We start from the raw sequence: 25,061 nt of genomic DNA, 5'->3' as shown, positions 1-25,061 counted from the left end.
GGCTTGGCGTTCTTTAAAATATCTATGTCACCGTTATGTCATCGGTATGTCACCGTATTTTTTTTGAATGATTATTTAGCTTCAAGTGTTGATTTCCTTGATTGCGAGTTAAATCGTTTTTGGAGAAATTCCTTTCCAAAACATTATTCAATCTATTAGCTAGTTCAAAATCCCTATTGGGGTAGAGATGCGCATAGGTAGAAAGAGTGATCAGAATTTCACTATGCCCGAGTCGTTCTTTGAGAATCAGAGGATCTTCTTTCATATGGATTAACAGACTCGCATGGGAGTGACGTAACCCATGTGGTGTAATTCTTTTGACACCTGCAAGCTTTGCATGACGCTTCAGTATGTGACTAACAGTATGCTTATTAGTTGGAATGCTATTATAAGATAATACAAACGCTGTAGGAGCGATCTTCTCCTGACGCTCTTTCCATTCTTTCAGCACATTTAACGTGTCTTGATCAATCGCTATTTTGCGTTTAGAGGAACCTGTTTTAGGTTTTCCGAAATGATAACGATGTGCATTCTCGTATATTAGCGTTTTATTGATATCGATAATGCCCTTATTAAAATCTATATCTTCCCACTTTAAAGCTGAAGCTTCGCCAATTCGTATACCTGTCATAAACATTAGATCGAGTGTAACAAAACCAAAATGTTGATAAAAATCGTCAATGAAAAAGGTATTAATTACTTTTTTAAATTCTTGAATTGTCCAGAATGTGATATTAGTACTGTCCTTTTTTACTGATTTAATTTCTCTTGCAGGATTGTTTGTACAATATTCCAATTCTATCGCATAGTCAAAAATCATACCTAATAATTGTTTTACTAAACGCACATGATTGTGTGATGTTTTTCCTTGTCTCCTTCTTTCATCAAGTAGATCATTATACCATTTTGTCGTATCACGTTTTTTGATGTCTTTCAGATCTTTTAAGTAAAATGCATGATAATAATTCTGTAAAATAGACATCCTAGTCCGAAACGTTTGTGGTGCAATCTTATTTCGATAATTAGGAATGAACCATTCGTCAAGAAACGTCTTAAATGTAATGTTACTTAATCTAGATTTATCTTGTAGGGTACGTTTTTCAATTTCCCAGTCTGTTATAATCTTTAAGTATGCTTCGTAAGCTTCTTTTTTAAAATTAAACCCACCACGTCTCTTTTGAACTTTTTTTCCTGTAATAGGGTCTGTTCCAAGTGTTGCAGTAAATGTCCATTTACCGTTGATTTCTTTAAGGTTTGGAATTATATCGTAGTTTGGCATTTTATTTTCCTCCTAATAATTGTTTGATTAATCTTGATGGAGCAAACCATCTTCTAGTATTTTGATAAAAGATATAACCATCCATTGCCATAATTTGCTGTGCTTCTTTAATTAGCTCGCTAGCAACTGCTTTAGGTATACCCCATGCAATTAACTCATCACGATGAACTAATTCGTTTGTTAGAAATTTGATTGGATTTTGATAAGCTTCTTCATTGCCTGGTACCCCTAAGAGGAACTCAATAACGCGATCAGTTAGTACACAGTCGGTTCTCGGATTGTCGTAAAACATCAACCCTTCTTGAGCCAATTGTCTTTTAACGCAACGTATAACCTCACTAGCCGTATTTTCATTAAAACCAACCTGCATTAAATCAACTTTTTTAATAAAACTAAAATTCCCTTTCATAGTAAAATACCCCTTTGAGTAGTGTGATGTTAGCGTTAAATAGGAGTAATGGCAAGTGCAAATTCATCCTTTTCTAGCCTTAAATTTATGTCCTTTAAATCAAACATCAACTACCCTTAAAATTTCCTTAAACATCATTCGATGGGAAGGATGACGCTATCCATGAGTTACAGGTCTAAAAAAAGTTAATGACTTGTTTTGACCAATAACTCGCATCCTTTTTTAACTAATGAGATTCAAAGATATATGATATGCAGTCGATGCAAAAAGCTATATTAGTTCTCTCCCTAAGAATTCTGTTCTTAGTGATCTTTTTGTAACTAAGGAACTAAAATCTAAAAAGAAGTGAAAAGGGTAATGTTAGATGTGTTTAAACTTGTTTTAACTAGATTGGAAATGTATGGGTTTAATGTATTTACATAAATTTATTTAAATCTTTTAACGTGTGAACAAATAGTCAAATGCTATTTAAGTTCAGCTCCTTTTTAATAGATTCCTATATGTATTTAAAGGATAGAGGAGGTGGAGGAGGGTGTTGAGAGATGATAAAGTTAGTCTTTAGCAGTTAGCGGTCTTACCAAACCGTCCCATCATTTGGTTACTTAAAGAATAGTTATTACTTCTTTTATCAAATGAACAAAATTGTTAAAATGTTTAACTACCCCTGAAAGGCAAAAAGAAAAGACCTTACACAATGTTAAATGGTAAGGTCTTGTAGCGATATTAATCTAATACAATTTTGTTAAACTGCTTTTCATCAATTTCATATCCAATATATCGTCTGTTCCACTGTTTACAGCTCTTGGCAACAATACCACTGCCTGCAAATAAGTCTAATACCAAATCGAAGGGCTGACTGTGCCTTTGAATAAGGTCATCAATCAATGCTCTAGGTTTTTGGTATGGAAAAACTGCAGAATCAGAAGTAAATGCAGGACTTGGATAATCGAATACCCCTTTGTGATAGGTTTCATCAGGTTTAAGTTGAAAGTGCGGAATTTTAGATTTACTTACCCATAAAATGAACTCTCGATTCTTGTTGACGTAGCCTTTCTTTCTTAAATACCTAACTGGAAAGTTAGGTTTAATCCAAATTAGTAAGTCTTGAACGTGTAAACCCATCTTTTCAGCTAACTGATGCATCTCAAGTACATTAGGTAGTATGTTAAAGATTAATGCGCTACCCCCAGTGTCAAGCTTTTCTGAAATAACTGCTAGAAGTTCTTCAAAGTTAAAATCTACATCCCAATCCTCTAATGCCAAGTTGTATGGAGGATCTGCAATTATTAATCCTGCTTTACTCGTTTGACCTAGAGATTCTCGATAATCTGCATTGAAAAGTCTACGTTTTCCATCTTTATTGTTTATCATCATGATTTTGTGCCTTCTTTCCCTTTATTAAGTAAATAATGTACGTGTTTACGACTAATACCCAATTGTTTTGCAATTGCTGTCTTTGTTATGCCTTTTTCTAATAATGTTTGAATTACTGCACGTTGTTGTAGGCTATGATGTCTGCAGTTAATGATATACCCCTTCCGAGAGGACTGACCTTTATTGGCTGTGTAGCGCCTTTTTCGATGTTGTTCTGCATCTAATCGCAATGTTTGTAAGTTTAGCTTCTCAACCATTTTAGGAGTGATACGTAGGTCTTTACTGATCCTTTCATTGCTATCTTTGATAGATACGTCTACTTCAATCAAATGGTTCGGAAAGGGAATAGGAGAGAGTCCTGCTCCTCTGCGAAAAGCGTTTAAATAACTGTAAGCCCTTGATTGCCATCTTAAAGAGATACCTCTCTTGGTCTTGTAATTTATCAGCTTGTTTAAATCATCTACTGCATATTTGTTGCGATCAATATACCCCATAAGATGAAAACACCTCCTGTTTTCTGCTGAAGATAGATTGTATGGCTATATTCAGAAAGGTTACTAAGAGAAGAAGAGACGTTTACCCCACAATGAACCAGTAATCGGTTTAATCGATACCTTGTTTACTAAGTTATCCTTTGTCTGATCACTGATTAATTATGGCTATATGAACTATCTCTTTCTTCTCTTTACATTTATAATTCGTTCTGACATGAGCAGTGAAATTCCCCTTGAATATTTCAGTTTTATGTAATCAAAAAATCCAAGTATAGCTTTAATGCGCAGTCTTTGTTAGAAAAGACTGCTAAAAATGCACTAACAGTAATAAAAAGGTTTAAGTCCTTCTGCAGAACCTGCGTGTATCAAGAAAGGTAATGATAATGTTGTGCTTTTATATGTATAAAAATATGGATATCTATTATATCGGTTAAGAAATCTGTGTCCTTTAATAGATCAATTTGATTAATCTTATGACAAATATGTTCATCCGCTTGCTCTTTATTGCAATAATGCGCTTCTCGATATTTGTATGTTCATTCATCGTTTGAATATAGTAGATTTGTTAGAGCAGTTTATATTACAAGTTTAGTCGTTTCTACGTCTTAGACTTGGTTACATAATTAGCATGATCTATTAGTGGATTAAATGGATGGTTTCGCATAGAAAGAAGGGAGGTATAAGGCGCTATCCTGATAGTTTACGCCTTATACCACAGTCAACCTTTTTGCCCTTAAGTCTACGGTAACATTGTTGTTCTATTCTTATTATACTAATAAAACGTTCTTAATACTGAAATAGTTGATACACACAAAAATATTCTATTTTTTCAGAATAGGGGTGTGACTATGGCAATATAATCAAGAATGGGGAAGAAGTAGCTCATTTTTAATCCGATAAACGGTAGGTCTACTTATTCCTGTTGTTTTAGCAATATGGTTAATGGATTGATTATTCTTTATCATCTGTATTACCTTTTCATAAATCAGTTTGTCTTGACCAGTAGAAGTGTTTGTGTATTTTTTAGGTTTCCCTTTATATTTACCTTCTTTTTTCGCTTTGTTAATTCCCTCTTGCTGAGCAACTCGAATTCGATTTCGTTCTTCTTCAGCAAGCCAAGACATTAGCTCAAATACAATCGTTATCATTAACTTTCCAACTCCGTGCATATCTTTGTACTGTTGTGTGTTTAAGATTGGCATGTTTAGAACACATACATCTACCTTTTTCTCTATAAGGCTTTCCCACTCCACCTTTATCTGTTCTGCATTTCGACCAAAACGAGATAAGTCATGGACAACTACACAATCCCCTTCCCGCACAAAGCGACAAAGAGCTTGCCACTGTGGGCGATTAAAATCACCACCAGAGGCTTTTTCTTTGAATATTTTATCACAGCCAGCAAGAACCAAACTTTCCTCCTGTCGGGCTAAATTTTGCCCTTGAGAGCTTACCCGAGCATAACCTATAAGCATATAGAAATACTCCTTTCTTTAGGTATCTTAAAAAATCACTCTAAAATGCAATTTTGAATATTAATAAGACGAGATATACCAAGCTTTCTATTTAAGGCATAACTGTAAACAAAGGTATACTTATCTTTTACACTATTGGTGATTTCCGTTGGCAAGAATGCGAAATAGCTGATGACGATCAGTAGAAGAACCCACTTTTCCATCTAATAGTAATATTAAAAAGACTAATTTTTGTAGACTGCTAGAATCAAACTCCGATAATAAATCTGACATCATTGGATAGGAATAGAGACGTAAAAGTTTTAATTCTTTTGCACAATCTTTAAGCTGATAGGATGTGTAGGCTAGTTTATTTTGATTCCTTATTGACTGATTCAATTCTTTTAGGAAACTATCAAGTAAATAGTTTTGACTTAAATTGTGTGATTTTGCTAGAAAGAGAAGGTCAGCTGCTTTCACCCAATCTCTTTGCTCAAGATAAGATAAATAATTTTTAGATAATCTTGATTCTAAATCTTTAAAAATTCTATACCTTGCTTTAGTGATAGCTTGCTCAGATTGATGATATTGTTTAGCAATCTCTTTTGGTGACAGCTCAATGTTGTTGAGAATAATTTGCTTATGTTTGATATTCGTGTAGCGTCCTTTCAAAATATACTCGTATGTCTCCTTGATTACCTCTTTGCCATATTCATTTGCCTGTGTCGATTCTTCTACTGAAAGTTCCAGCATGACATTTTTCAATCTTTGATAAAATTTCATTTTAACCACATCCTATTTCGGAAAAAGTAAGCGAATAGCTGTCCAAACTACCTACTTTTTGTCCTCTACTTTTTCTAAAAAAAATATAGTAACAGTTTCTTTAAAAGCAGAAGGACTAATGATATTCAGTATTTTTTGTAAGAAATGATTGGATATTATTATTCTTCACACGACAAAAAGTGAAAATGGTGGACTGGACAACAATTAACGCTGTCCCATAATAAACCGTTTAGAGAAAATAAATTGTTGGTGAGGGGAGGGTGGGTGTCTTTTGAAATGAAAATATTTGTGGCTTTTGTAGGAGTGTTCTAATTTGTTCGCATCTGTTTAATTGATTTATTGAATTTTGCAGTGCGCTGTAGTTGTAGAACTAACGGAGTTAGAACTCGTAGTAGCAAAAACTGAAAAAGGTGAAAAAATTGTTTGTAATAGTACAAACGTCAACACCAGTAAAGATAACAACTTTTGCTTGTTCCTTCTCACTAATATACCACTCCCTTCATATTACACTACAAATAAAAAGGTCTAAAGATATTGAAAAGTTATCAACATCTTTAGACCTATTTAAGTAGTTAAGTAACAGAAAAGGTAAAATAAGTTTTACTTAATTAGAGGGTATTACGAAAGTTCCAGTCTCATAAGTATTAGACCCCTCTTGAGAACCACCATGGTTTTTTATACTACCTTCGCCAGTCTTAACCACATCCTCAGCAGTCCAAGACCCATCAGACTTACTACCGCTAGTGTTGCCACTAGAAGGTTTTTTAGTAGTTGTACCGCTACTACTAGTAGACTTCTTAGTTGTAGTAGTACTAGACTTAGTAGAAGTGCTACTACTAGACTTAGTACCACTAGTAGACTGTTTCTGAACTTGTTGTGCCTCAGCTTGTTCCTTTTCCTTAGCTAATCTTTCAGACTCAGCTTCATTATCTTCAATCACTTCTAACACTTTTCCTAAATTACCTGATAAAGTATCCTTAATAGTTTGATTTACTACTTTATCCACTTCCGTCTTAGCTTTTTTATAAGTGTCTCTAGATACCCCTTCTATCACTGAGTTATTCTTATACGCTTTGATAACCTCTTGTTCAGCTTTTCTAACCTGTTTTAACTGTGAAGTAGCTTCGTCTACAATAGACTTAATAGCATTCTCCCACTTAGAACCCACACTAACTGAACCGATGTACTTAGTCTTTACTAAATTTATCTGACCCTCAGTTATAGGATGAGCAATTGCTTGCTTAGACACCTTGTTACCAATAAGAACATCGTCTTCAAAGAGACTATTTACCGCCTTTTGTACAATCAACTTTCTGTTTAATACCTTTAATTCTTGTTTAATAGCCTTCTTATCGATCTTGATGACCTTTATATCCTCTTTTAGGTCATCCTTCTCGATATGAAAGTCAATGTAAGAATCCTTTACCAAGTTCAAAGAGTTTTTAATCTCATCTAACTTTTCAACAGTTAAATCTTTAGATAAGTAACCGTCTTTTGATTGGTAACTCTCTAACTTTGCAGATAGACTGTCTAGACTTTCCTGTTCTTGCTCAATTGCTGTTCTTGTTTCTTGTAAGTGTTTGGATTGTGCTAATCCATACACTGTACTTCCTAACACTAATGTTCCAACTAAAGCAACAGTTGCGGTGACCGCTTTTTTATTAAGACGTTTCACTAAATCGCCTCCGAGAGTTTATTTATCTAACTTTTGGTAATATATAATGCTGTATATTTACTTGGTATAATATTCCTTTACTTATGTTACCATATTACCATTAAATAAGTAAAAAAAATCATTAAATAAAAAAAAAGTTGCAAAAATAGCCTGAAATCTGTCAAAATAAATTTAATAAGTTTATTAAATTTATTACAGGAATTTCTTTAAAAATGTCGAAGTATGTATTGTAAGAAGTATAAAATGAATAAATTAAACTAGTTAAGATATTAAACTTCAGATGTTTTTAAATGGATTGGGGAGTTAAGGGGATGAGTGAAGTGAGTTATAGTAAGACTTTTAGTGTTCATACAAAAGAAACAACTCAAGTGAAATCTGGTCAAAGAAGAAAACCTGTCACTTTTAGTTTGGATGATAGAATTAAGACTATATTGGCTAGTCACTGTAAGGATAATAACTATAACAAATCAACCTTAGTAGAAAGTTTGATTATTAAATACCTTCAAGAGCAAGGTGTGGAAATCGAATAGATAAATTGAACCAATAGTTTCAAAATTGGTTAAGGAGATATTAGAAAAATGCAAAATACTTTATTTGACAACTTAGAATTACGAAAAGCAAAACCAGTTCTAAAGTGGGCTGGTGGAAAAACACAAATGCTAGATATCCTTAGAGATGCAAGTCCTAAAAAAGGACAATTTAATAAATACATTGAACCTTTTATTGGGGGAGGGGCATTGTTTTTTGACTTAGAGCCTCAAAATGCAGTGATTGCAGATGTGAACGAAGAACTCATTAATCTCTATAAATCAATTGCTTCTGATGTGGAAGAAGTTATTAAGTTGTTGAAGAGTATGCCTAATGAACATGATTTTTTCTTAAATGTTAGAAAAAATGACATTTCTAAACTTTCTAAAATAGAGAGAGCTGCTCGTACAATCTATCTTAATAGAACATGTTTTAATGGATTATATCGTGTTAACAGAAAAGGTGAATTTAACGTTCCATATGGTCATTACAAAAACCCAAATATTTGTAATGAAGAAAATCTAAGAGCAGTAAGTGAAATGTTGCAGAATAAGTTAATTATTAAAGGTGATTATAAATCTGTATTGCAAAAATATGCAAATCCTGGAGATTTTATTTTTTTAGATCCTCCTTACCTTCCTATAAGTGAGTACTCAGATTTTAAAAGGTATACCAAGGAACAGTTTTATGAAGAAGATCATATAGAATTAGCGATGGAAGTGAAGAGATTGCATGAATTAGGTTGCCATGTACTTCTTACTAATTCAAACCATGAGCTAGTCCATAACCTTTATAGTGAGTTTGATATAAGTGTCCATCAGACAAAGAGAAATATAAATAGTAAAGGGAATAAAAGACGAGGAGAAGATGTACTTGTTAGAGTAGAACCTAAAAAAAACTTTAAGGTTGTACCTGATCAAATTACTCTTCCTGATCAAGTGTCTAAATATCCCTCTACCCGATTCATGGGTAGTAAAAGGAATCTAATTGATGTCATTTGGTCTGTAGCTTCTGTTTTTGAATTTGAGACAGTTGCGGACTTGTTCTCTGGAAGTGGTATAGTTTCTTATATGTTTAAGACACAAGGAAAAGAAGTTTTAAGTAATGATTACATGGGGATGGCATCCGTTTTTACTAAGGCACTAATTGAAAACAATAATACAATCCTAACTGAAAGTGATATAAATAAATTACTCAGAGTAAATGAGAATTCTGATGATTTTGTTTCTAATACCTTTGAAGGGATTTATTTCAGTAATGAAGATAACCTTTTTATTGATAATTTAAGAGCAAATATACCATTGTTACGAAATAAAAAGAAAGAAGCCTTAGCGATGTCTTCATTAATAAGAGCATGTATGAAGAGAAGACCGAGGGGTATTTTTACTTACACTGGATTGGATAAATATGATGATGGTCGTAAAGACTTAAAAGTAAATCTCCGAGAGCACTTTTTGAATGCTGTGAAGGTATATAATGATGCAGTATTTGATAATGGAAAAAAAAATAAGTCAAGACATGGTGATGCTTTAAATGTTAGAAAAAAAGCTGACTTAGTTTATATCGATCCACCATATTTTAGCCCGCATTCTGATAATGAATACATTAGAAGGTATCATTTTGTTGAGGGGTTAGCGATTGATTGGAAAGGTATAGAAATTCAGCAACACACCAAAACAAAGAAATTCAAAAGCTATCCTACACCATTTAGCACTCGGAATGGTGCATACAGTGCTTTCGATTTATTATTTAAAAAACATCAGGATAGCATTTTATTAGTTTCGTATTCTTCTAATTCTCTGCCGACAAAAGATGAAATGCTAGAACTATTGGCAAGATATAAAAGGAATGTTGATGTTGTTGCTGTAGATCATCTTTATTCTTTTGGTAATCAAAGAAATAAAGTCGGTAGTAATAACAACAGGGTAGAAGAGTTTATATTCATAGGTTACTAACAGGAGGTATATTTTATGGCTATCAAACCTTGGCTTATTGCAGATAACGGAGTTAGAAATCCAAAAAGACTGAAAGATGGACTTGAAGTTCTAGTAAACTCACCATTTCATGGTAACTTTTCCAAAGAAAATGAAGAGGGTATGGCTCTCCTTCTTGATAAAGAAGGAGTTGTGAGCCTGAAAACTAACAGTGATAATACTATTTCTAGAAAGTGGCGTCTGAATTTAATTAGACTAGGTTTTATTAATGATGATACGCACATAATAACTGAGAATGGAAGAAGATTAATTAATACAACTTCATTACCAGAGGCGGAAGAGTGTTTTTTAAGAGCTCTTTTAGCTCATCAATTACCTTCCAAAATACATTTACTTACCAAGGAAAAAATTGAACCTTTCTCGCCTCTAAGGTTAGTTCTAGAAATAATTGATCAACTAGACAGTTTAGGAGAGATTCCTGAGATTACAAAGAATGAAATGGCTTCCATTATAATTTTTAAGCATAGTATGAAAGATATTAGTTTAATAGTCTCAGAAATAATCACATATAGAAAGAAAAGGAATAATTCTAAAGATAAAAGGAAGTTTGATAATAAATTTCGAGAGACTGCCTCTAAAAGACCAAAAAGTGTCTCAGCGGATAGCTTACGCTTTTATGCTGATGTGAACATAAGATATCTTAAATTGACCGGACTTTTTAATGAAGAGGGTTCAAAGCTAAGTATTGCTATACATAAGAAAGTGATCGTAGAGCAAATTTTAAGTACACCTTACCAACCAATATTAGACAAAGATTACCAGGATATCTTGGGAAAAGGTGCTTCCCTTCCGACAGATGATGAAAATGAATCTATAAGGGCTATAAGAGAGTTATACAGTTTGTTTGTGAAAAATAATGAACCAATAAACCAATTACCTAGTCTAGTGAATTTGTCTATTGAAGAGTTATCGTTATTAAGAATTAATTTGGAAAATAAATGGATCCATGTTCTTGAAAAGAAGTATGCTGATCAGCAACCTAATGAATGGCAGAATATTTTAGATTATCTAAAAGCACTACAAAAACCGAGAAAGTCGAAATTAATACCTTCTGGTGAAGCACCTACTTATTTGGAATGGAGTATTTGGCGTGCATTCTTAGCGTTAAATTCATTAGTTAATAAGCCATGGGAGGCTAGAAGATTTACAATTGATCGTAGTTTTTTACCAATAAGGCATGCACCAGGAAATGGTCCTGATATGGTATTTGAGTACGAAGATTTTGTTGTAGTCATGGAGGTAACATTGACTAGTAGCTCTCGTCAAGAGGCTGCAGAAGGAGAGCCTGTTAGAAGACATGTTGCACAATATGTTGAACATTATGAGATGAAGTATAAAAGAGTCTATGGTATTTTCCTTGCCAATAATATTGATACTAATACAGCAGAAACATTTAGAATTGGTATTTGGTATAGATCTGATGACACTTCAATGTCATTGCAGATTGTCCCTATAACATTAAGTCAATTTACAGATTTATTTGAGGTTATTTTTAAAGAAGATAAAGTTAAAGAATCACCAAACATTATAAAAGAACTCCTTAATACGCTTTTATCATTAAGTAACAATCATGCTCCAATATGGAAAGATAATATTGATAATGAAGTTTTAAGAAAAATAAATTTATTAGCAAACTAAATATAAATAGAAAGTCTGTTCTTATGTTGCAACTATATTGGTAAGATGTAATTGACTAAGCTATTTTTTGTATGACGAGTTCTGAAATCCGTATATGCTATTAAAATTATACTTGATTGTTTATATTATCTGAGAGGGGGAGTATGCGTTGACTAATGATGATTTAAAAGTACAAAAAATATCATTATATCTTCATAAAGATAGCGTTTCTGATTATGAAGATTGTATAAAAGATAGTAGTTTGAATTCAGTCGATACTTACGTAGTTAAAAAAGAAATAGGTTTAGAAGGTAAAATTTATGTTCATCACCCAACAGTAAATACTCCTGATTGGAAAGAAGTAATTGAAAAACTGACAAATGAAGAAATAGATATTAAAGAAAATGCTTCAAATAAAGCTATCATGATACTAAAGTACAATAATCGTTTTTTTAGCATTGTTTATGGGTACGGTAAGTCGATGTTGAATTACTCTACTATTGTTAGAAATTTTGGGTTAATTGTTGCTGCTAATTTAATTGATTCAAAAAAGATTAGAAGTCTTAATTCTATGACAATAGAAGATACCATTGTCGATACTCAAAAACAGTCTACTGAATATGCTAATCAAGAACTGTTTCAAGTAAATAAAAGTAGAGAAATTTTAAAAACATTATCAGGTTCTTCCTCAAATGAATCAATTGCAAGATTTATTGTAGGAACTGACTCATTAACAATAACTCGGAAAATGGATATTGAAAAAATTAAATCAGATATCACTTTTTATTTTAAAACGTATAATGAAGATCATTATAAAAGAAATGGGTTTGATTGGCTAGATAACATACAGAGAGAAAAAGATTCTCAAATAATTGAAGAATTAGATAAAAAATTAATTGATGGAATTAAAACGTTAAACCCAAAACTTTCTATTGCTCCAAACAAAATAATTGATTGGGAAAATATATTTGGGTTTTATTTTACAGGTACAGGAAAAAGTAAAGACAAGCTAGTTTCTATAGATATTAATTATACTGATTACTTTCAATATATTAATCAGAGAACTGAGATTAATATTATTAGCAAACTTAAAAGAGATGGTTTGTTCTCAATTAATAACACTAATGAGGAGTTTAAGGTTTCAAATATTTATGAAGCTATAATTTTTGAAACTTCTCTTAACAATTCACTTTATCTATTATGTTACGGCGATTGGTATGAAATTAATAAGAACTTTTATAGCCAAATTAAAGAAAGAATAAAAAATGTGTATAAAAGTAATTTACAGTTCCCGTCATGCAAATTTAAAGAACATGAAGGAACATATAATGAAAGAGTTGCACAAAGTAATCCAAGTTATGTGTTAATGGATCAGAAAAATTATCAACCCAAAGCATACGGATTAAGTAAGATAGAACCTTGCGACATATTTACAAAAGATAAACAACTTATTCACATCAAAAAAGGAGGATCTTCTTCAAAGTTAAGTCACCTTTTTTCTCAAGCACTGGTTTCTTCTAGAATTTTAGCTATAGAAAATGAGTTTCGTGCTCATGTTAATAGAATTGCACAAGAAAAACTACTGGTCGATCCTTTAAGTGAAAAAGATAATAATAGTGATTTTGAAATAATATTTGCAATTATTCATAAAAAAGAGGAAGAAATGGAAAATGTTTTACCTTTCTTTTCTATGGTTAATTTAACGCAAGTTTTAGATACTTTAGACTCTATGAATTTCCAATACTCACTGCTATCGATAAAGCAGGAAATTAGTTAGTTTTTGAGATTCATTTCTTGTGTTTTAACAGTGAGACTTAGTTTGATTCAATTTCGTAATTACTTTAAAAGAAAATGGTGGTTATAATATGTTGTCGTTAGATCTTTCTTTTAACCAATTAAGAGAATTAATGAAAAGTGAAGAATTTAAAAAGGATTTTTATCAAAAGTTAAAGTTATACAGAGAGAATATCCAAATGAATACATTTAAGAAAGGCAAAGCAGTTAAAGATATATCTAAATTTGGGAAATATAGAATTGATGTTTTCTGTATTATTTTTTGTGAAGTAAAAGAATATGCTGAAAATTTAGGTATTAATGAAAGCGTAATCAGAGCACAAGCTGCTAGGTCGTTGAAAGGTTCTAACAAAACACCAGTAAATAATAGCGATATTTGCATCCTACATACTTTGTCTAGAAATTATAGTATTGGTGAGATTCAGGAGTTACTTCTAGAATTTATTCGTGAGACAAATTATATAGATACAATTAAAGAAACGAAAGTTTACTATAACTGCGTAAAAGAATTTATTTATAGGTGCAATAATGAAGATTGGGAGTTTTAAAGTGATTGATAACATCTGTTTAATGGATGATTACAGCCATTGAAATGAACCACCTCTGCCATAGTATCTACCATCAATTTACATGAATTGTACCAAGAAAAGACAAAAGTGTTTACCACAGAAAACTTTTTTGTGTTATAAGGTGTTATATAGCCCTAGTGTGGAGTATCAAGGTTTTTCGAAATTTGATTGAATTACAATAATACCAGCAATACTGGACTGATCGTGTGGCAAACTTTATATGACACAGTAGACTTATACTGTGCAACAAATGATTTCATTTTATAGTGGCTTGATGAAATATTGCTTAGTCTCGCAAGTAGTTTATTTTAAAGAATTCTATAAGAATCTTTCATAATGCTAAGAAGTAATGGTAAGATATAGGTTATAAACTTAATGAATCGTGGTGTAGAAATCGTGTCAAATACAATTATAGCAAAAAAAATAAAGAAACCAAAAAAGGTAAAAACATCCTTTGAAGTAACCACATCAAACATCCTTTTTTGGAATCTTATGAAAAAGGACTTATCTACTGTAATAAAAGATCTTGTTGAAAAAAGGTCATTTGATATTTTATTTTTTAGTGAAACTACCCAAAAGAGTAGGGATGCGCTTAATCAAGCATTAGAACCTCTCGGTTTTAGTTCTCGCACACAGTTAAAGGGAAATGTCCGCGTTGCACTTTTCGATAAATATAAAGACTCTGAAGTTTTGTTTTTTAAGGAAGATCAGAGATTTACAATCATTATTTATAATTTTAGTGGTGATAAATATATGTTGGTCGGGGTCCACTTGGATTCACCGGTATCATTCCCTGACGAATCAGATCGTTACGTTATTTCCAGAGATGAATATTCTCTAATAGCCTCATATATAAATTCTTACACAGTAAAGAAAGTATTAATTATTGGAGATTTTAATATGAACCCTTTTGATAGAGGGATGGTAAGTGAATTATCATTTAAAGCTACTCACTGTAAACAAACCGCCAAAACAGTTAGCAAAGGAAAAGATTATTTTTTCAATCCGTCTTGGAGTATCTTTTCAAATGACTTAACTGGAAAATTAAGAAAACCACCAGGCACTATTCATTATGTCCCGCGAAACAAGGACACATATGTAGATTACTGGCATGCTTTCGATCAAGTGTTAATAAGTCCATATATTTCATCAACAGGAACAAACTCTTTTGAAGTCTTAACTGGATGGAGTAAGGTTGATTTACTCGACACAAATTTAATTCCTAACCGAATAAACTACTCAGACCATTTACCAATCTCTTATACATTAGAAATAAAAAAATAAGGAGTGATATTTATGGTATCTGTAAATTATTTTCAACTTTCAAAAGATTCTCAAGGTCAGGAACTTGTTACTTCGTTTATTGAAGTAATACAAAAATCAACAAAAGAATTTGCTACTACCCTAGAAAAAAATATTAAAGTTATAGGGTTAGAGGAAGAACAGTCCACACCAAGGCTTATCTTACTTGACCTTGTTGCAAATAAACCTTATTTAAGGGAGTTTAATATCTTTAAAATTAGAATAAACACTTCAAACTATGAGGTGTTAACAAATGAGGAAAGGTATATCGTTAATAACAGCGAGTGCATAGAAGATATTTTAAGTGAAATTATATCCAATTACGACATTCAAGAAATATTAAACGATAAAGAGGATAGTAATGTAGTTAAACCAGTTGATGACGAAAGTAGTTCTAAAAAAGAAGGAATATCCTCATATGTATCTCCGAGAATAGTAAGAGTTCGATCAAGGATTGCTGGAAATCTTTCGTATTCAGACCTACCAAAGGATGCAATTCCTTCTCGATGGGTTGCTAGGAAAACTCAATATGTAGCCCCATATAAAGAAAGCATTTCTGCAAGAGGTCTTAGAGGAACATCAGCGAAAAGAAAATATAATAAGCGGACTTTCTTGAAAAAGGTAAATAAAATTCTTACTGAAAATAAATTGGGATTTCGTGCGACAAATGTTTATATTCAAAAAGATGATGTCATTGCTAGAGATAAATATGGAAACACAGTTAAATTTTCATTAGATAAAAGCAATGGGAAAATTTCATTTAAAGGTTCAGTGGAAAAACCATTAGATACCAACCGTAAGCTTTAATAGAGATAACATGGTATGTTTAATGCATTATTTATCTTTAGTTAGATTAACGGTACCTGTTTTATAATTGATACTTGCTATGCAATCAGCAAATATTTTTAATTCATCTTAATATTCACTAAAATATTGCGATTCCAGAAATCTAAAATCCTAATCCCACGATAAAAAAGGAGGATTAGGGTTTTGAAATTCAATATCTCTAAATTATTTCTTTTGTAAATGTGTTGACAGAGAGTGGTAAAATCTGTGGCAACTGATGGTACAAAACATGGCAGAAGTGGTACATTACTGTTGCTGTAATCAATGGAGACGATATAGGTACGAAAATATAATTATAAAGGTTTAAAATGGATTAAAGATAGTCATCTATGTCACCATCGTAACCACGTCTAACCTCGTTATTTCGGCTATATTTAATCTGGAATCCCTATAAATCAACGATCGTGTGCTATAAGTCTGTTAATAATAAAAGAGTGGGAATAGACCAGTTAATTCTGTGTGCGGGTAAATAGGCGTAGATATTGACGCTATGCCTTTTCAGAACACATGACGCATCTAATATAATAATAAACGTGCAACTATATAACGTTAAAACAATGTTGCGCCTCTTTTACTTTGAACAAGTAAGGGAGGCGTTTTTTGCGTTGAAAATAGTTATCCGGTTGTGGAGTGGCCTTCCAATTACATGTAAAAAACGGTAGCTACCTTGTTTATAAAGGTTACTACCGTTTCTTGAAACTTATATTTAATGATTATTTAAATCTAGGATAAGTAACATCCATAATTAACTGACACTATTAAGCCTATTTTCTTGGTTTATAAAAAATGAGAACCATACCAATGAGGAGACAAATAAGTCCACCAATATTAGTAGTGTACCATGAAAATTGTTCTGGAAAGAATACTACACCTATTGTTAGAAAAATGAAAAATAACCATCCAATGAGGTTTATAATTAGCTTTTTTGTCATATTTTCCACTCCTAACATTTTTTTAGTTTTAATATCTTGTCAGTATATATATGCTGCCAGATAACCATAAATTCCTTTCCGTTAAATCGCTCAAATTACAATACATACCAATAATATATTGGAAATACATTTTTTACAAGTGTTTTTAAAAAATCAACAATATTTTGTACTATATGTAAATATATAGAGGACTAACTTCCCAATGTTAAAATTGGTATATTAACCCTTGTTACTGTTTTAATTAATAATCTGATTCAATTATTGCAGAAATCTTTTCAATTGATTATATTTGTTTGTTACGATATTGACTTGGTGTGAGCTGTTCGATTTTTTTAAAACAAGTACAAAAACTACTTTCACTTTGAAAGCCCGTTGAAAAAGCAATATCTTTTATCGAAGCATCGGAAGCTTTTAATAGAAACCGTGCAGCAGCAATTCGGGTATTCATGACATACTGATAGGGTGTAACTCCGGTTTCTTTAGTGAAAGTACGAATAAAATGATAGGTGCTACTATTTGCTTTTTTCGCTAATGTTTTAATGGATAATTGTTTCTTAAAATTTTGGTTTATATATGTAACAGCTCTTGCTACAGACTCAGAGTAGTTCCCGTGCATTTTATTTTGTTTTCCTCGTAGTAGATCGTTTAATAGCTCTGTAATAAGAGTTGAAATGTTAGCCTCTGATATAGCAGAAGTAGAATGAAATAACGAATAGATTTGTTCTAAATGGAGATATGTGGTTGTAGCATCTTCAGGCGTAATTACATGTCCATGCTGATTGTTAATTTCCTGAAAATAATTTTGAGCAAGCGGACCATCGAAGTGCATCCAAAGCGCTTCCCATGATACTGAGCTCTCATAACTGTGTGGTAAATAGCAGTCTATCAAAACAAACTGACCACTTCTTGCAGTGAATTGGTTTGCACCATTGGTTATGTCACATGTTCCTTTAATGATAAACATAATAAGAAAACTATCAAATTTATCACGCGTAAGAGAATAATGCGGTTTATAGAAAAAGTGACCAATGGATATAGGGTATAAATAAAGTTTTTTTGCTAGTATACTTGGGGAATAGATATAGTAATGTGAATTTATCAATATCTTGGAATCGTTTACAATCATAAATAATTCTCCTAAGTAAAATATGGTTTCATCTTAACCAAAAAAAATAAAAATAGCAATTTTTTAAAATGGATGAGCAATTAAATACAATGTTTCCAAGTTTTTTACTCGTTATAATAAAGCTATATTTTTAAAGGAAGGGTGACGAAATAAATTGATACCTACTATTCAATATGGTTACCAAAATATAAAAAGAGGAAAACTTGGTAATGAAGCATCTGTTCCGGATTTAATAGGTGGATTGATCTTACAAAATGATTTGGAATTTTATTTAGACGAAGGAGATGAAATCTATGGAGGGTATGGAACATGTGTTAATTCCTATCCCTATCGACAATTTTCCAGCTATTCTAGGAAACTAGAAGAAAGTTCTGTAAAAACAATTGTACTTGAAAATAATTACTTAAAGGCTGTTTTCTTACCAGAGCTGGGGGGGAGGCTATGGTCGCTTTGGGATAAGCAAAGAAACCGAAATTTATTATATACAAATGATGTCATTCGCTTTAGTAATTTAGCTATCCGAAATGCCTGGTTTAGTGGAGGCGTAGAATGGAACGTTGGAGTGATTGGGCATTCACCATTTACAACAACCCCTTTGTATACCGCGGTATTAGAAGGAGACGATGGGGTACCAATTTTGCGTATGTATGAATATGAAAGAATACGCGGTATTACGTATCAAATGGACTTTTGGTTAGGAGAGAAAGATGCGTTTCTAAATGCTAGAATGCGAATTGTTAATATTGGAGAAGAAGTAGTGCCGATGTATTGGTGGAGTAATATTGCGGTGCCTGAGCATGAAAATGGTCGAATTGTTGTTCCTGCTGATCAGGCGTATACATTCCATGAAGGCGGTGTATATAAAGTAGATATTCCAGTTGTAGATGGTGTGGACATTACTAAATATAATAATATCCCAGCAGCAGTCGATTATTTCTTTGATATTCAAAAAGATGATCCAAAATATATTGCACATATGGATGAAAAAGGATATGGTCTTTTGCATATGTCTACTAGTCGACTGCAATCTAGAAAATTATTTACATGGGGTAGCAAACAGGCAGCAGATCACTGGCAGGAATTCTTGACAGACGATGCGGGAAGGTATATTGAAATACAAGCTGGTCTTGGAAAAACACAATACGGGTGCCTTCCAATGGAACCAAATACATCATGGGAATGGCTTGAGCGATACGGTGCTTTTCAATTAGAGGAGAAAGACTTAGAAAAATCATTTGAAGAAGCAAGAGAAACAGTAACCAAAACAGTAGCAAGTAAACCAGCATTCCAAGAAATGGGAGGAGTTCTTTCTAATACAAAGGATATGGCAAAACAAGATGCGAAACTTTGTCAAAAAGGAAGCGGTTTTGGAGCACTAAAAAATACGGAGAGAAATCTACAAGGAAAATGCAACATATCCGAGCATTTGGAATTTCATGCTAGTGATGAGGAACAGATCTGGCGTGCATTTTTAGAAACCGGAGTTTTAGAAGAACCAGACAGTACACTTGTACCACCTCCATTTATGGTTGATGAAGTATTTTTTGAGAAACTCAAAAAAATAGTGGAAGAAAATCCACAGAAGAATTGGTATGCACATTATCAGCTTGGTATTTTTTACTTTCAAAAGGGAGAGTACCTTGCAGCAGAACAAGAGCTTCGCCAGTCTAATCTAACAAAAGAGAATGCGTGGGCATACCATGGACTTGCTTCGGTATATGTAATGACAGAAGTTTGGCAAAAAGCTATTGATAGCATTACCAAAGGCATACGAATGCGTAAAAAAGATATGTCATATCTCAAGGAGGCTTTCCGAATTCTATCTATCTGTGAAGGCTATGAGAAAACACTTGAACTTTATCAATCTTTGGATGAGAAAGAGCAAAATAATAGTAGATTAACATTTTATTATATATTCGCATTGTATAAAAAAGGACAAGTGCAAAAAGCTTATGACCTACTATGTGCAGATGGTGGTCTTGTTGTGGAGGATATTAGAGAGGGGGAAATTGGAATAGGTGAATTATGGAGAGATATGCATAAAGATTTGTTTGGCGAAATAAAAGAAATTCCATACCAGTTTGATTTTACCGCAATATAATAATTGAAGTTAATAAGATGAAGTTGTCATGAGATGCTCTTGTTATACCTATACACAAATGTTAGAAATCCTAAAAATCTTTTTTATTTTTTAGGATTTTTCTTATTCTCGTAGGGAGAAGGTTAAAATAAAATCAGAAGTAATAATCATGAAAATAGTCAACTTGTCATTTTTTTGATAGACTAGTTAATTGGTCCGTCTTTGAAAATAAACTTGTTTACGGGAAATATAGGGAGTATTTTTTATGAAACTTACACGATCTACATATCTACTTTTGCTTTTCATTATTATTGGAATTGCTATATTCTTTATTAAGCCACTTTGGTCTGAAAATAACAAAAATGAAATAGATGAAAAGAAGGATCATGAGCGTACAACAGAACCTTCAGAGTATCGAGGAATTGATATAAAAACAGTAGTCATTGAAGAAGAAGTTTATAAAATGGCAATTCACTATCCCGACCTACAAAGTAAGTCTTTAAATAAGCCAATAAATGCGTATATATCTCAATCGAAAAAAATCTTTTTTGATGAAATTGAACATAATCTTGAATTTTTAAAACAAAAAGATCGGTCAGGAACATATAACTTAAGCTTTGATATTTATGAAGCTGCTGATAATATATATTCTATTGTATTTATGGATGAAAGTTATGTTGCAGGTGCGAACGGTAAACAAAGCTCTAAAGTTTTCATGGTCAATAAAGTAGATGAGTCCTTTATTAGCTCAAAAGAACTATTAATAGATAATAGTGCTAGCCGAAGTAAAATACACAAATTGCTATTAAAAGCTTTTCAACAATCTGATACATATAAGGATTTTTTCTTTGAAGAGGAATTGAAAAAATGGATAGAAGATGAACAACAAACGTTTGAGAAAACATATATCACAAAAGAAAATTTAGTTTTTAAATTTGATAAATATGAAGTTACAGCAGGAGCTGCTGGTTCACCAGAAATTGCAATTCCAATTAGTGATGCGAAAGATATTATTAAGTCAAGGTGGCTAGATCTCTTAGATGTTGAAGATAAGACAGATTCAGAACAACCAGATGTAGAGAAACCTGAAGAAGACAATGCTGATAAGGGAGAAATAGAGAAACCGTCTGAGCATGATAAAAAAGTTGCTTTAACTTTTGATGATGGCCCTCATCCAGAAAACACCCTGAAAATTCTTGAATTATTAGATGAATACGGTGCAACAGCTACCTTTTTTATGCTAGGCAACCGTGTTGATTTCTACCAAGATATCGTAAAGGAAGTTTCAGAACGTGGGCATGAAATAGGGAATCACACATGGAATCATAAACAACTTACTAAGCTCGGTGAAGAGAATATAAAAGAAGAAATTAATCGAGTGAATCAAGCGATTCAAGATATAACAGGTGAAAAACCTACCGTATTTCGTCCACCTTATGGAGCATCAAATGCGTTAGTAGATGAATTACTTCATGTACCTTCTGTGCTTTGGAATATTGATACATTAGATTGGAAAAGTCATGATCCAAACAAAGTACTTGAGGTTGTTAAAACAAATCTTAAACCAAATGCGATTATACTTATGCATGATATTCATGAGACAACAGTAGAGGCTGTCGCTTTAGTTCTTGATTATCTAGAAAGTGAAGGTTACACCTCTGTAGGTGTTTCTGATGTTTTGCAGGACAAGGGGTAATTTTCGCTTTATTAGTTATTATAGATAAACAAACCTTTATTAGCAAAGGCTAATGGAGGTTTGTTTGTTTTCTAATCAATTTATCGAAGTCTTCATAAACCTTGGTATGATAAACCTCTGTTGCTCAACGCTTTCATAAAAATGATGATTTTGTGTCATCATTTTTATGAAAGCGTTGACAATTGATTGTCACTTTTGTTATAGTTCAATTATAAATAAATAGTGAGGAGATTATTTATGAGTACATTGGAACAGATAAGAAAGCGCTTGATTGTTTCCTGCCAAGCTTTGCCAGATGAACCACTTCATGATTCTTATATTATGTCAAAAATGGCATTGGCAGCTGCTCAGGGTGGTGCATCTGGCATCCGTGCAAATACAGTCAAAGACATAAAGGCTATAAAAAATGAAGTAGACCTCCCTATTATAGGAATTATAAAAAAAGATTATCCAGGCAGTAATGTTTTTATCACACCAACCTTGTCGGAAGTAGATGAACTTTTCCAAGAACAAGTTGATATTATTGCTTTTGATGCAACAAAACAAGATCGACCAGATGGGAAAAATTTTCTGGAGTTCTTTACTGAAGTGAGAGAAAAGTATCCACATCAATTGTTTATGGCCGATGTGTCAACACTTGAAGAAGGAATTGCTGCCGAAAAGGCGGGGGTAGATATTGTTGCGCCAACATTAACAGGTTACACACCGTATTCTGAAGGAACCATACCATTGAATCTGTTAGAACAATTGGTGAAACATGTTTCTATTCCAGTTATTGCAGAAGGAAACTTTGATACACCAGAAAAAGTGAAACAAGCATTGCATTTAGGGGCACATGCAGTCGTAGTTGGATCTGCTATTACTCGACCACAATTGATAACAAAGAAATTTAATGAAGCTATAAAGCAAGAAGTAATCAAATAACTATTAAACTATTAAACTGAGTAAAAGGAGAGGTATAGTATGAGAGGATTATTTACAGCACTAATGTGTTCTTTTGATGAACATGGACAGGTGAATGAAAAAGGCTTAAGAGAGATCATTCGTTACAATATTGATGTTGTTGAAATGGATGGATTGTATGTAAATGGAAGTACAGGAGAAAACTTTTTAATTTCAACAGATCAGAAAAAACAGATTTTTGAAATTGTTAAGGATGAAGTGGGAGATCAAGTTAAATTGATTGCACAAGTAGGGGCATTAAATATCGATGAGGCAGTTGATCTAGCAAAGTTTGCAACAGATCTAGGTTATGATGCAATTTCTGCAGTTACGCCATTCTATTATAAATTTGATTTTGAAGAAATTAAAGATTACTACAATACCATTCTAGAAAGTGTAGATAATGACTTGATCATTTATTCTATTCCTGCCCTAACTGGAGTGAATATGAATCTGGAACAGTTTGGTGAATTGTTTGAAAATGATAAAGTTATTGGGGTTAAATTTACTGCACCAGATTTCTTCCTTTTAGAAAGAATTAGACACTATTTCCCTGAAAAACTTGTTTATTCAGGATTTGATGAAATGTTACTATCCGCTAGCGTGCTTAATGTTGATGGAGCAATAGGAAGTACATTTAATGTAAATGGGAAAAGAGCGAAGCAAATCTTTGAACTATCACAGGCTGGAAAAATTGATGAAGCAAGAGAAATACAAAAAGTAACGAATGATTTAATTGCTGAAATCTTAGAAAATGGCCTTTATCAAACGATAAAAGAAATTTTGAAAACAAAAGGCGTAGACGCAGGTCTATGTAGAAAACCAATGAAAGCTTTGACATCAGATGGCGTGCATACTGCGAAGGAAATTTCTGAAAAATATTTGTAAGAAAACTTAAAAATAATAATGACAACTAAAAATCATTTTTAAAAAAATATTGACTACTAACACTCATCGTGATATCTTATGCTTACATTAATGAAAACGCTTTATATTTTATTCTGTTAGGGGGGTGGATCAATCAAGAGGATGAGTGTTAGGTAAAGGTCTAAGTAAGTATATGTAATATCGTAGGAGTATTTCATTATTAAAACTAACTGGTTTTAATATATAAACAAGAGAGGGGTTTGTTTTATGAAAAAGAAGTTTGGATATGTAGGGATTTTACTAGCTTTACTTATTGGAATGGTTGCTTGCTCTAACGATGATACTGCATCTGGTGATGATGCTGGAGATGAATCTAAAACTTACAATTTGAAATTTGGTATGGTTGCAGGTACTGCTCAAAATGAATATAAGGCAGCAGAAGTATTAGCAGATTATATTGAAACTGAGAGTGATGGACAACTTACTTTGGATATTTATGCTGATTCACAATTAGGTGATGACCGCGCAATGCTTGAACAGGTAAGAGAAAACACGTTAGATATTACACTTGCTGAGTCCGGACGTTTTGGTATCTGGGTGCCACGTGCATCATTGTTAGGATTACCTTATATCGTTGAAGATTTTGATCACTTAAAACGTGCTATTTATGAAACTGATTTTGGTAAAGAATTACATGAAGAATTATTAAATGAGCATAATTGGAAAATAGCTGCAACTGCATATAATGGTACAAGACAAACGACTTCTAATCGTGCAATTGAAAAATTAGCAGATATGAAGGATTTAAAATTACGTGTTCCGGAAGCGGATACATTACTGGATTATGCGAAATTTACTGGAGCATCTCCAACACCAATGGCATTTACTGAAGTTTACTTAGCTTTACAAACTGGTTCTGTTGATGGGCAAGAAAATCCGTTATCAACAATTGATGCACAGAAATTTTACGAAGTACAAGATTATCTAGCATTAACGAATCATGTGGTTAACGATGCTAACTATGTGGTAAGTAAAGATACTTGGGAATCACTTCCTGAAGATCTACAAACAATTTTACAAGATGGATTGGATAAAGCTGCTGAAGAACACACAAAATTATTTGAAGAAGAAGAAGCTAATTTAATATCTAAATTTGAAGAAGAAGGCGTTACAGTTACTGAGCCTGATTTAGCTCCATTCAGAGAAGCTGTATCTGAAGCTTACCCTAAATATCTAGAGGATATTGAAGGAGATGGACAAGCATATTTACAACAAATAGAAGACGCACGATAAAATCACA

General features: G+C 32.6%; 21 protein-coding genes. 12 read left to right on the top strand and 9 right to left on the bottom strand.

The genetic code is table 11. The features are described from left to right. Nucleotides 1-49: 49 nt before the first annotated feature. From BN1058_RS08170 to BN1058_RS08140, 7 genes are all read right to left on the bottom strand, one after another. Nucleotides 50-1,279, bottom strand: coding sequence for a site-specific integrase (locus tag BN1058_RS08170; RefSeq protein ID WP_090855476.1), 1,230 nt, complete (start codon nt 1,277-1,279; stop codon nt 50-52). A 1-nt stretch (nt 1,280) separates the two neighbouring features. Continuing rightward, nucleotides 1,281-1,688, bottom strand: a complete 408-nt coding sequence (locus BN1058_RS08165; RefSeq protein WP_090855474.1) for a DUF3173 family protein — start codon at nt 1,686-1,688, stop codon at nt 1,281-1,283. 723 nt (nt 1,689-2,411) lie between these two features. Next, nucleotides 2,412-3,062, bottom strand: coding sequence for a DNA-methyltransferase (locus BN1058_RS08160; protein WP_090855471.1), 651 nt, complete (start codon nt 3,060-3,062; stop codon nt 2,412-2,414). After that, a complete protein-coding gene (locus BN1058_RS08155) occupies nt 3,059-3,556 on the bottom strand; it encodes a helix-turn-helix domain-containing protein (protein WP_090855468.1) in 498 nt (165 codons plus the stop codon). Before BN1058_RS08155 ends, BN1058_RS08160 begins: the two co-directional genes overlap by 4 nt. An 860-nt stretch (nt 3,557-4,416) precedes the next feature. Continuing rightward, entirely contained in the window at nt 4,417-5,031 is a 615-nt protein-coding gene (locus BN1058_RS08150) for a recombinase family protein (RefSeq protein WP_090855465.1), read from the bottom strand. 132 nt (nt 5,032-5,163) lie between these two features. Beyond that, complete coding sequence (locus BN1058_RS08145; protein ID WP_090855462.1) at nt 5,164-5,793, bottom strand: hypothetical protein; 630 nt, start codon at nt 5,791-5,793, stop codon at nt 5,164-5,166. A gap of 604 nt (nt 5,794-6,397) precedes the next feature. Next, nucleotides 6,398-7,468 (bottom strand): hypothetical protein, encoded by a 1,071-nt coding sequence (locus BN1058_RS08140; protein WP_090855459.1) that lies wholly within the window; start codon nt 7,466-7,468, stop codon nt 6,398-6,400. 311 nt (nt 7,469-7,779) lie between these two features. Between BN1058_RS08140 and BN1058_RS08135 the strand changes: the two genes are divergently transcribed. The 7 genes from BN1058_RS08135 (at nt 7,780) to BN1058_RS08105 (ending at nt 16,079) form a co-directional block, all read left to right on the top strand. After that, the gene (locus BN1058_RS08135) at nt 7,780-7,998 is read left to right on the top strand and encodes a hypothetical protein (RefSeq protein WP_090855456.1); all 219 of its coding nucleotides are present in this window, start codon (nt 7,780-7,782) and stop codon (nt 7,996-7,998) included. Nucleotides 7,999-8,046: 48 nt separating this feature from the next. After that, a complete protein-coding gene (locus BN1058_RS08130; protein ID WP_090855453.1) occupies nt 8,047-9,951 on the top strand; it encodes a Dam family site-specific DNA-(adenine-N6)-methyltransferase in 1,905 nt (634 codons plus the stop codon). A 15-nt stretch (nt 9,952-9,966) separates the two neighbouring features. Next, a complete protein-coding gene (locus tag BN1058_RS08125) occupies nt 9,967-11,628 on the top strand; it encodes an AlwI family type II restriction endonuclease (protein WP_090855450.1) in 1,662 nt (553 codons plus the stop codon). Between the two features lie 148 nt (nt 11,629-11,776). After that, nucleotides 11,777-13,384 carry a TIGR04141 family sporadically distributed protein gene (locus tag BN1058_RS08120; protein WP_090855447.1) on the top strand — a complete coding sequence of 536 codons (1,608 nt, stop codon included), beginning with the start codon at nt 11,777-11,779 and terminating at the stop codon, nt 13,382-13,384. Nucleotides 13,385-13,472: 88 nt separating this feature from the next. Beyond that, nucleotides 13,473-13,949, top strand: a complete 477-nt coding sequence (locus BN1058_RS08115; protein ID WP_090855444.1) for a hypothetical protein — start codon at nt 13,473-13,475, stop codon at nt 13,947-13,949. Between the two features lie 396 nt (nt 13,950-14,345). After that, nucleotides 14,346-15,254 (top strand): endonuclease/exonuclease/phosphatase family protein, encoded by a 909-nt coding sequence (locus BN1058_RS08110; protein ID WP_090855442.1) that lies wholly within the window; start codon nt 14,346-14,348, stop codon nt 15,252-15,254. Between the two features lie 12 nt (nt 15,255-15,266). Continuing rightward, nucleotides 15,267-16,079: a hypothetical protein gene (locus BN1058_RS08105; protein ID WP_090855439.1), complete on the top strand. Its 813-nt coding sequence runs from the start codon at nt 15,267-15,269 to the stop codon at nt 16,077-16,079. Between the two features lie 803 nt (nt 16,080-16,882). Here the strand turns inward: BN1058_RS08105 and BN1058_RS14320 are convergent. Continuing rightward, nucleotides 16,883-17,050: a hypothetical protein gene (locus tag BN1058_RS14320; RefSeq protein WP_176694469.1), complete on the bottom strand. Its 168-nt coding sequence runs from the start codon at nt 17,048-17,050 to the stop codon at nt 16,883-16,885. A gap of 283 nt (nt 17,051-17,333) precedes the next feature. Then, a complete protein-coding gene (locus BN1058_RS08100) occupies nt 17,334-18,176 on the bottom strand; it encodes an AraC family transcriptional regulator (RefSeq protein WP_090855436.1) in 843 nt (280 codons plus the stop codon). 154 nt (nt 18,177-18,330) lie between these two features. Here BN1058_RS08100 and BN1058_RS08095 point away from each other — a divergent pair, with 154 nt between their 5' ends. The 5 genes from BN1058_RS08095 (at nt 18,331) to BN1058_RS08075 (ending at nt 25,054) form a co-directional block, all read left to right on the top strand. Next, nucleotides 18,331-20,277, top strand: coding sequence for a DUF5107 domain-containing protein (locus BN1058_RS08095; protein WP_090855433.1), 1,947 nt, complete (start codon nt 18,331-18,333; stop codon nt 20,275-20,277). Between the two features lie 244 nt (nt 20,278-20,521). Next, on the top strand, nt 20,522-21,952 hold the full coding sequence (locus BN1058_RS08090) for a polysaccharide deacetylase family protein (RefSeq protein ID WP_090855430.1): 1,431 nt from the start codon (nt 20,522-20,524) through the stop codon (nt 21,950-21,952). A gap of 237 nt (nt 21,953-22,189) precedes the next feature. Then, nucleotides 22,190-22,876: an N-acetylmannosamine-6-phosphate 2-epimerase gene (locus BN1058_RS08085; RefSeq protein WP_090855427.1), complete on the top strand. Its 687-nt coding sequence runs from the start codon at nt 22,190-22,192 to the stop codon at nt 22,874-22,876. A 39-nt stretch (nt 22,877-22,915) separates the two neighbouring features. Then, nucleotides 22,916-23,782 (top strand): N-acetylneuraminate lyase, encoded by an 867-nt coding sequence (locus tag BN1058_RS08080; protein ID WP_090855424.1) that lies wholly within the window; start codon nt 22,916-22,918, stop codon nt 23,780-23,782. A gap of 246 nt (nt 23,783-24,028) precedes the next feature. After that, entirely contained in the window at nt 24,029-25,054 is a 1,026-nt protein-coding gene (locus BN1058_RS08075; protein WP_090855421.1) for a sialic acid TRAP transporter substrate-binding protein SiaP, read from the top strand. Nucleotides 25,055-25,061 lie beyond the last annotated feature (7 nt).

It is taken from the genome of Paraliobacillus sp. PM-2 (assembly GCF_001368815.1).
In the GTDB taxonomy this organism is placed as follows: Bacteria; Bacillota; Bacilli; order Bacillales; family Amphibacillaceae; genus Paraliobacillus.
This window is presented reverse-complemented; position numbering and strand designations above follow the sequence as displayed.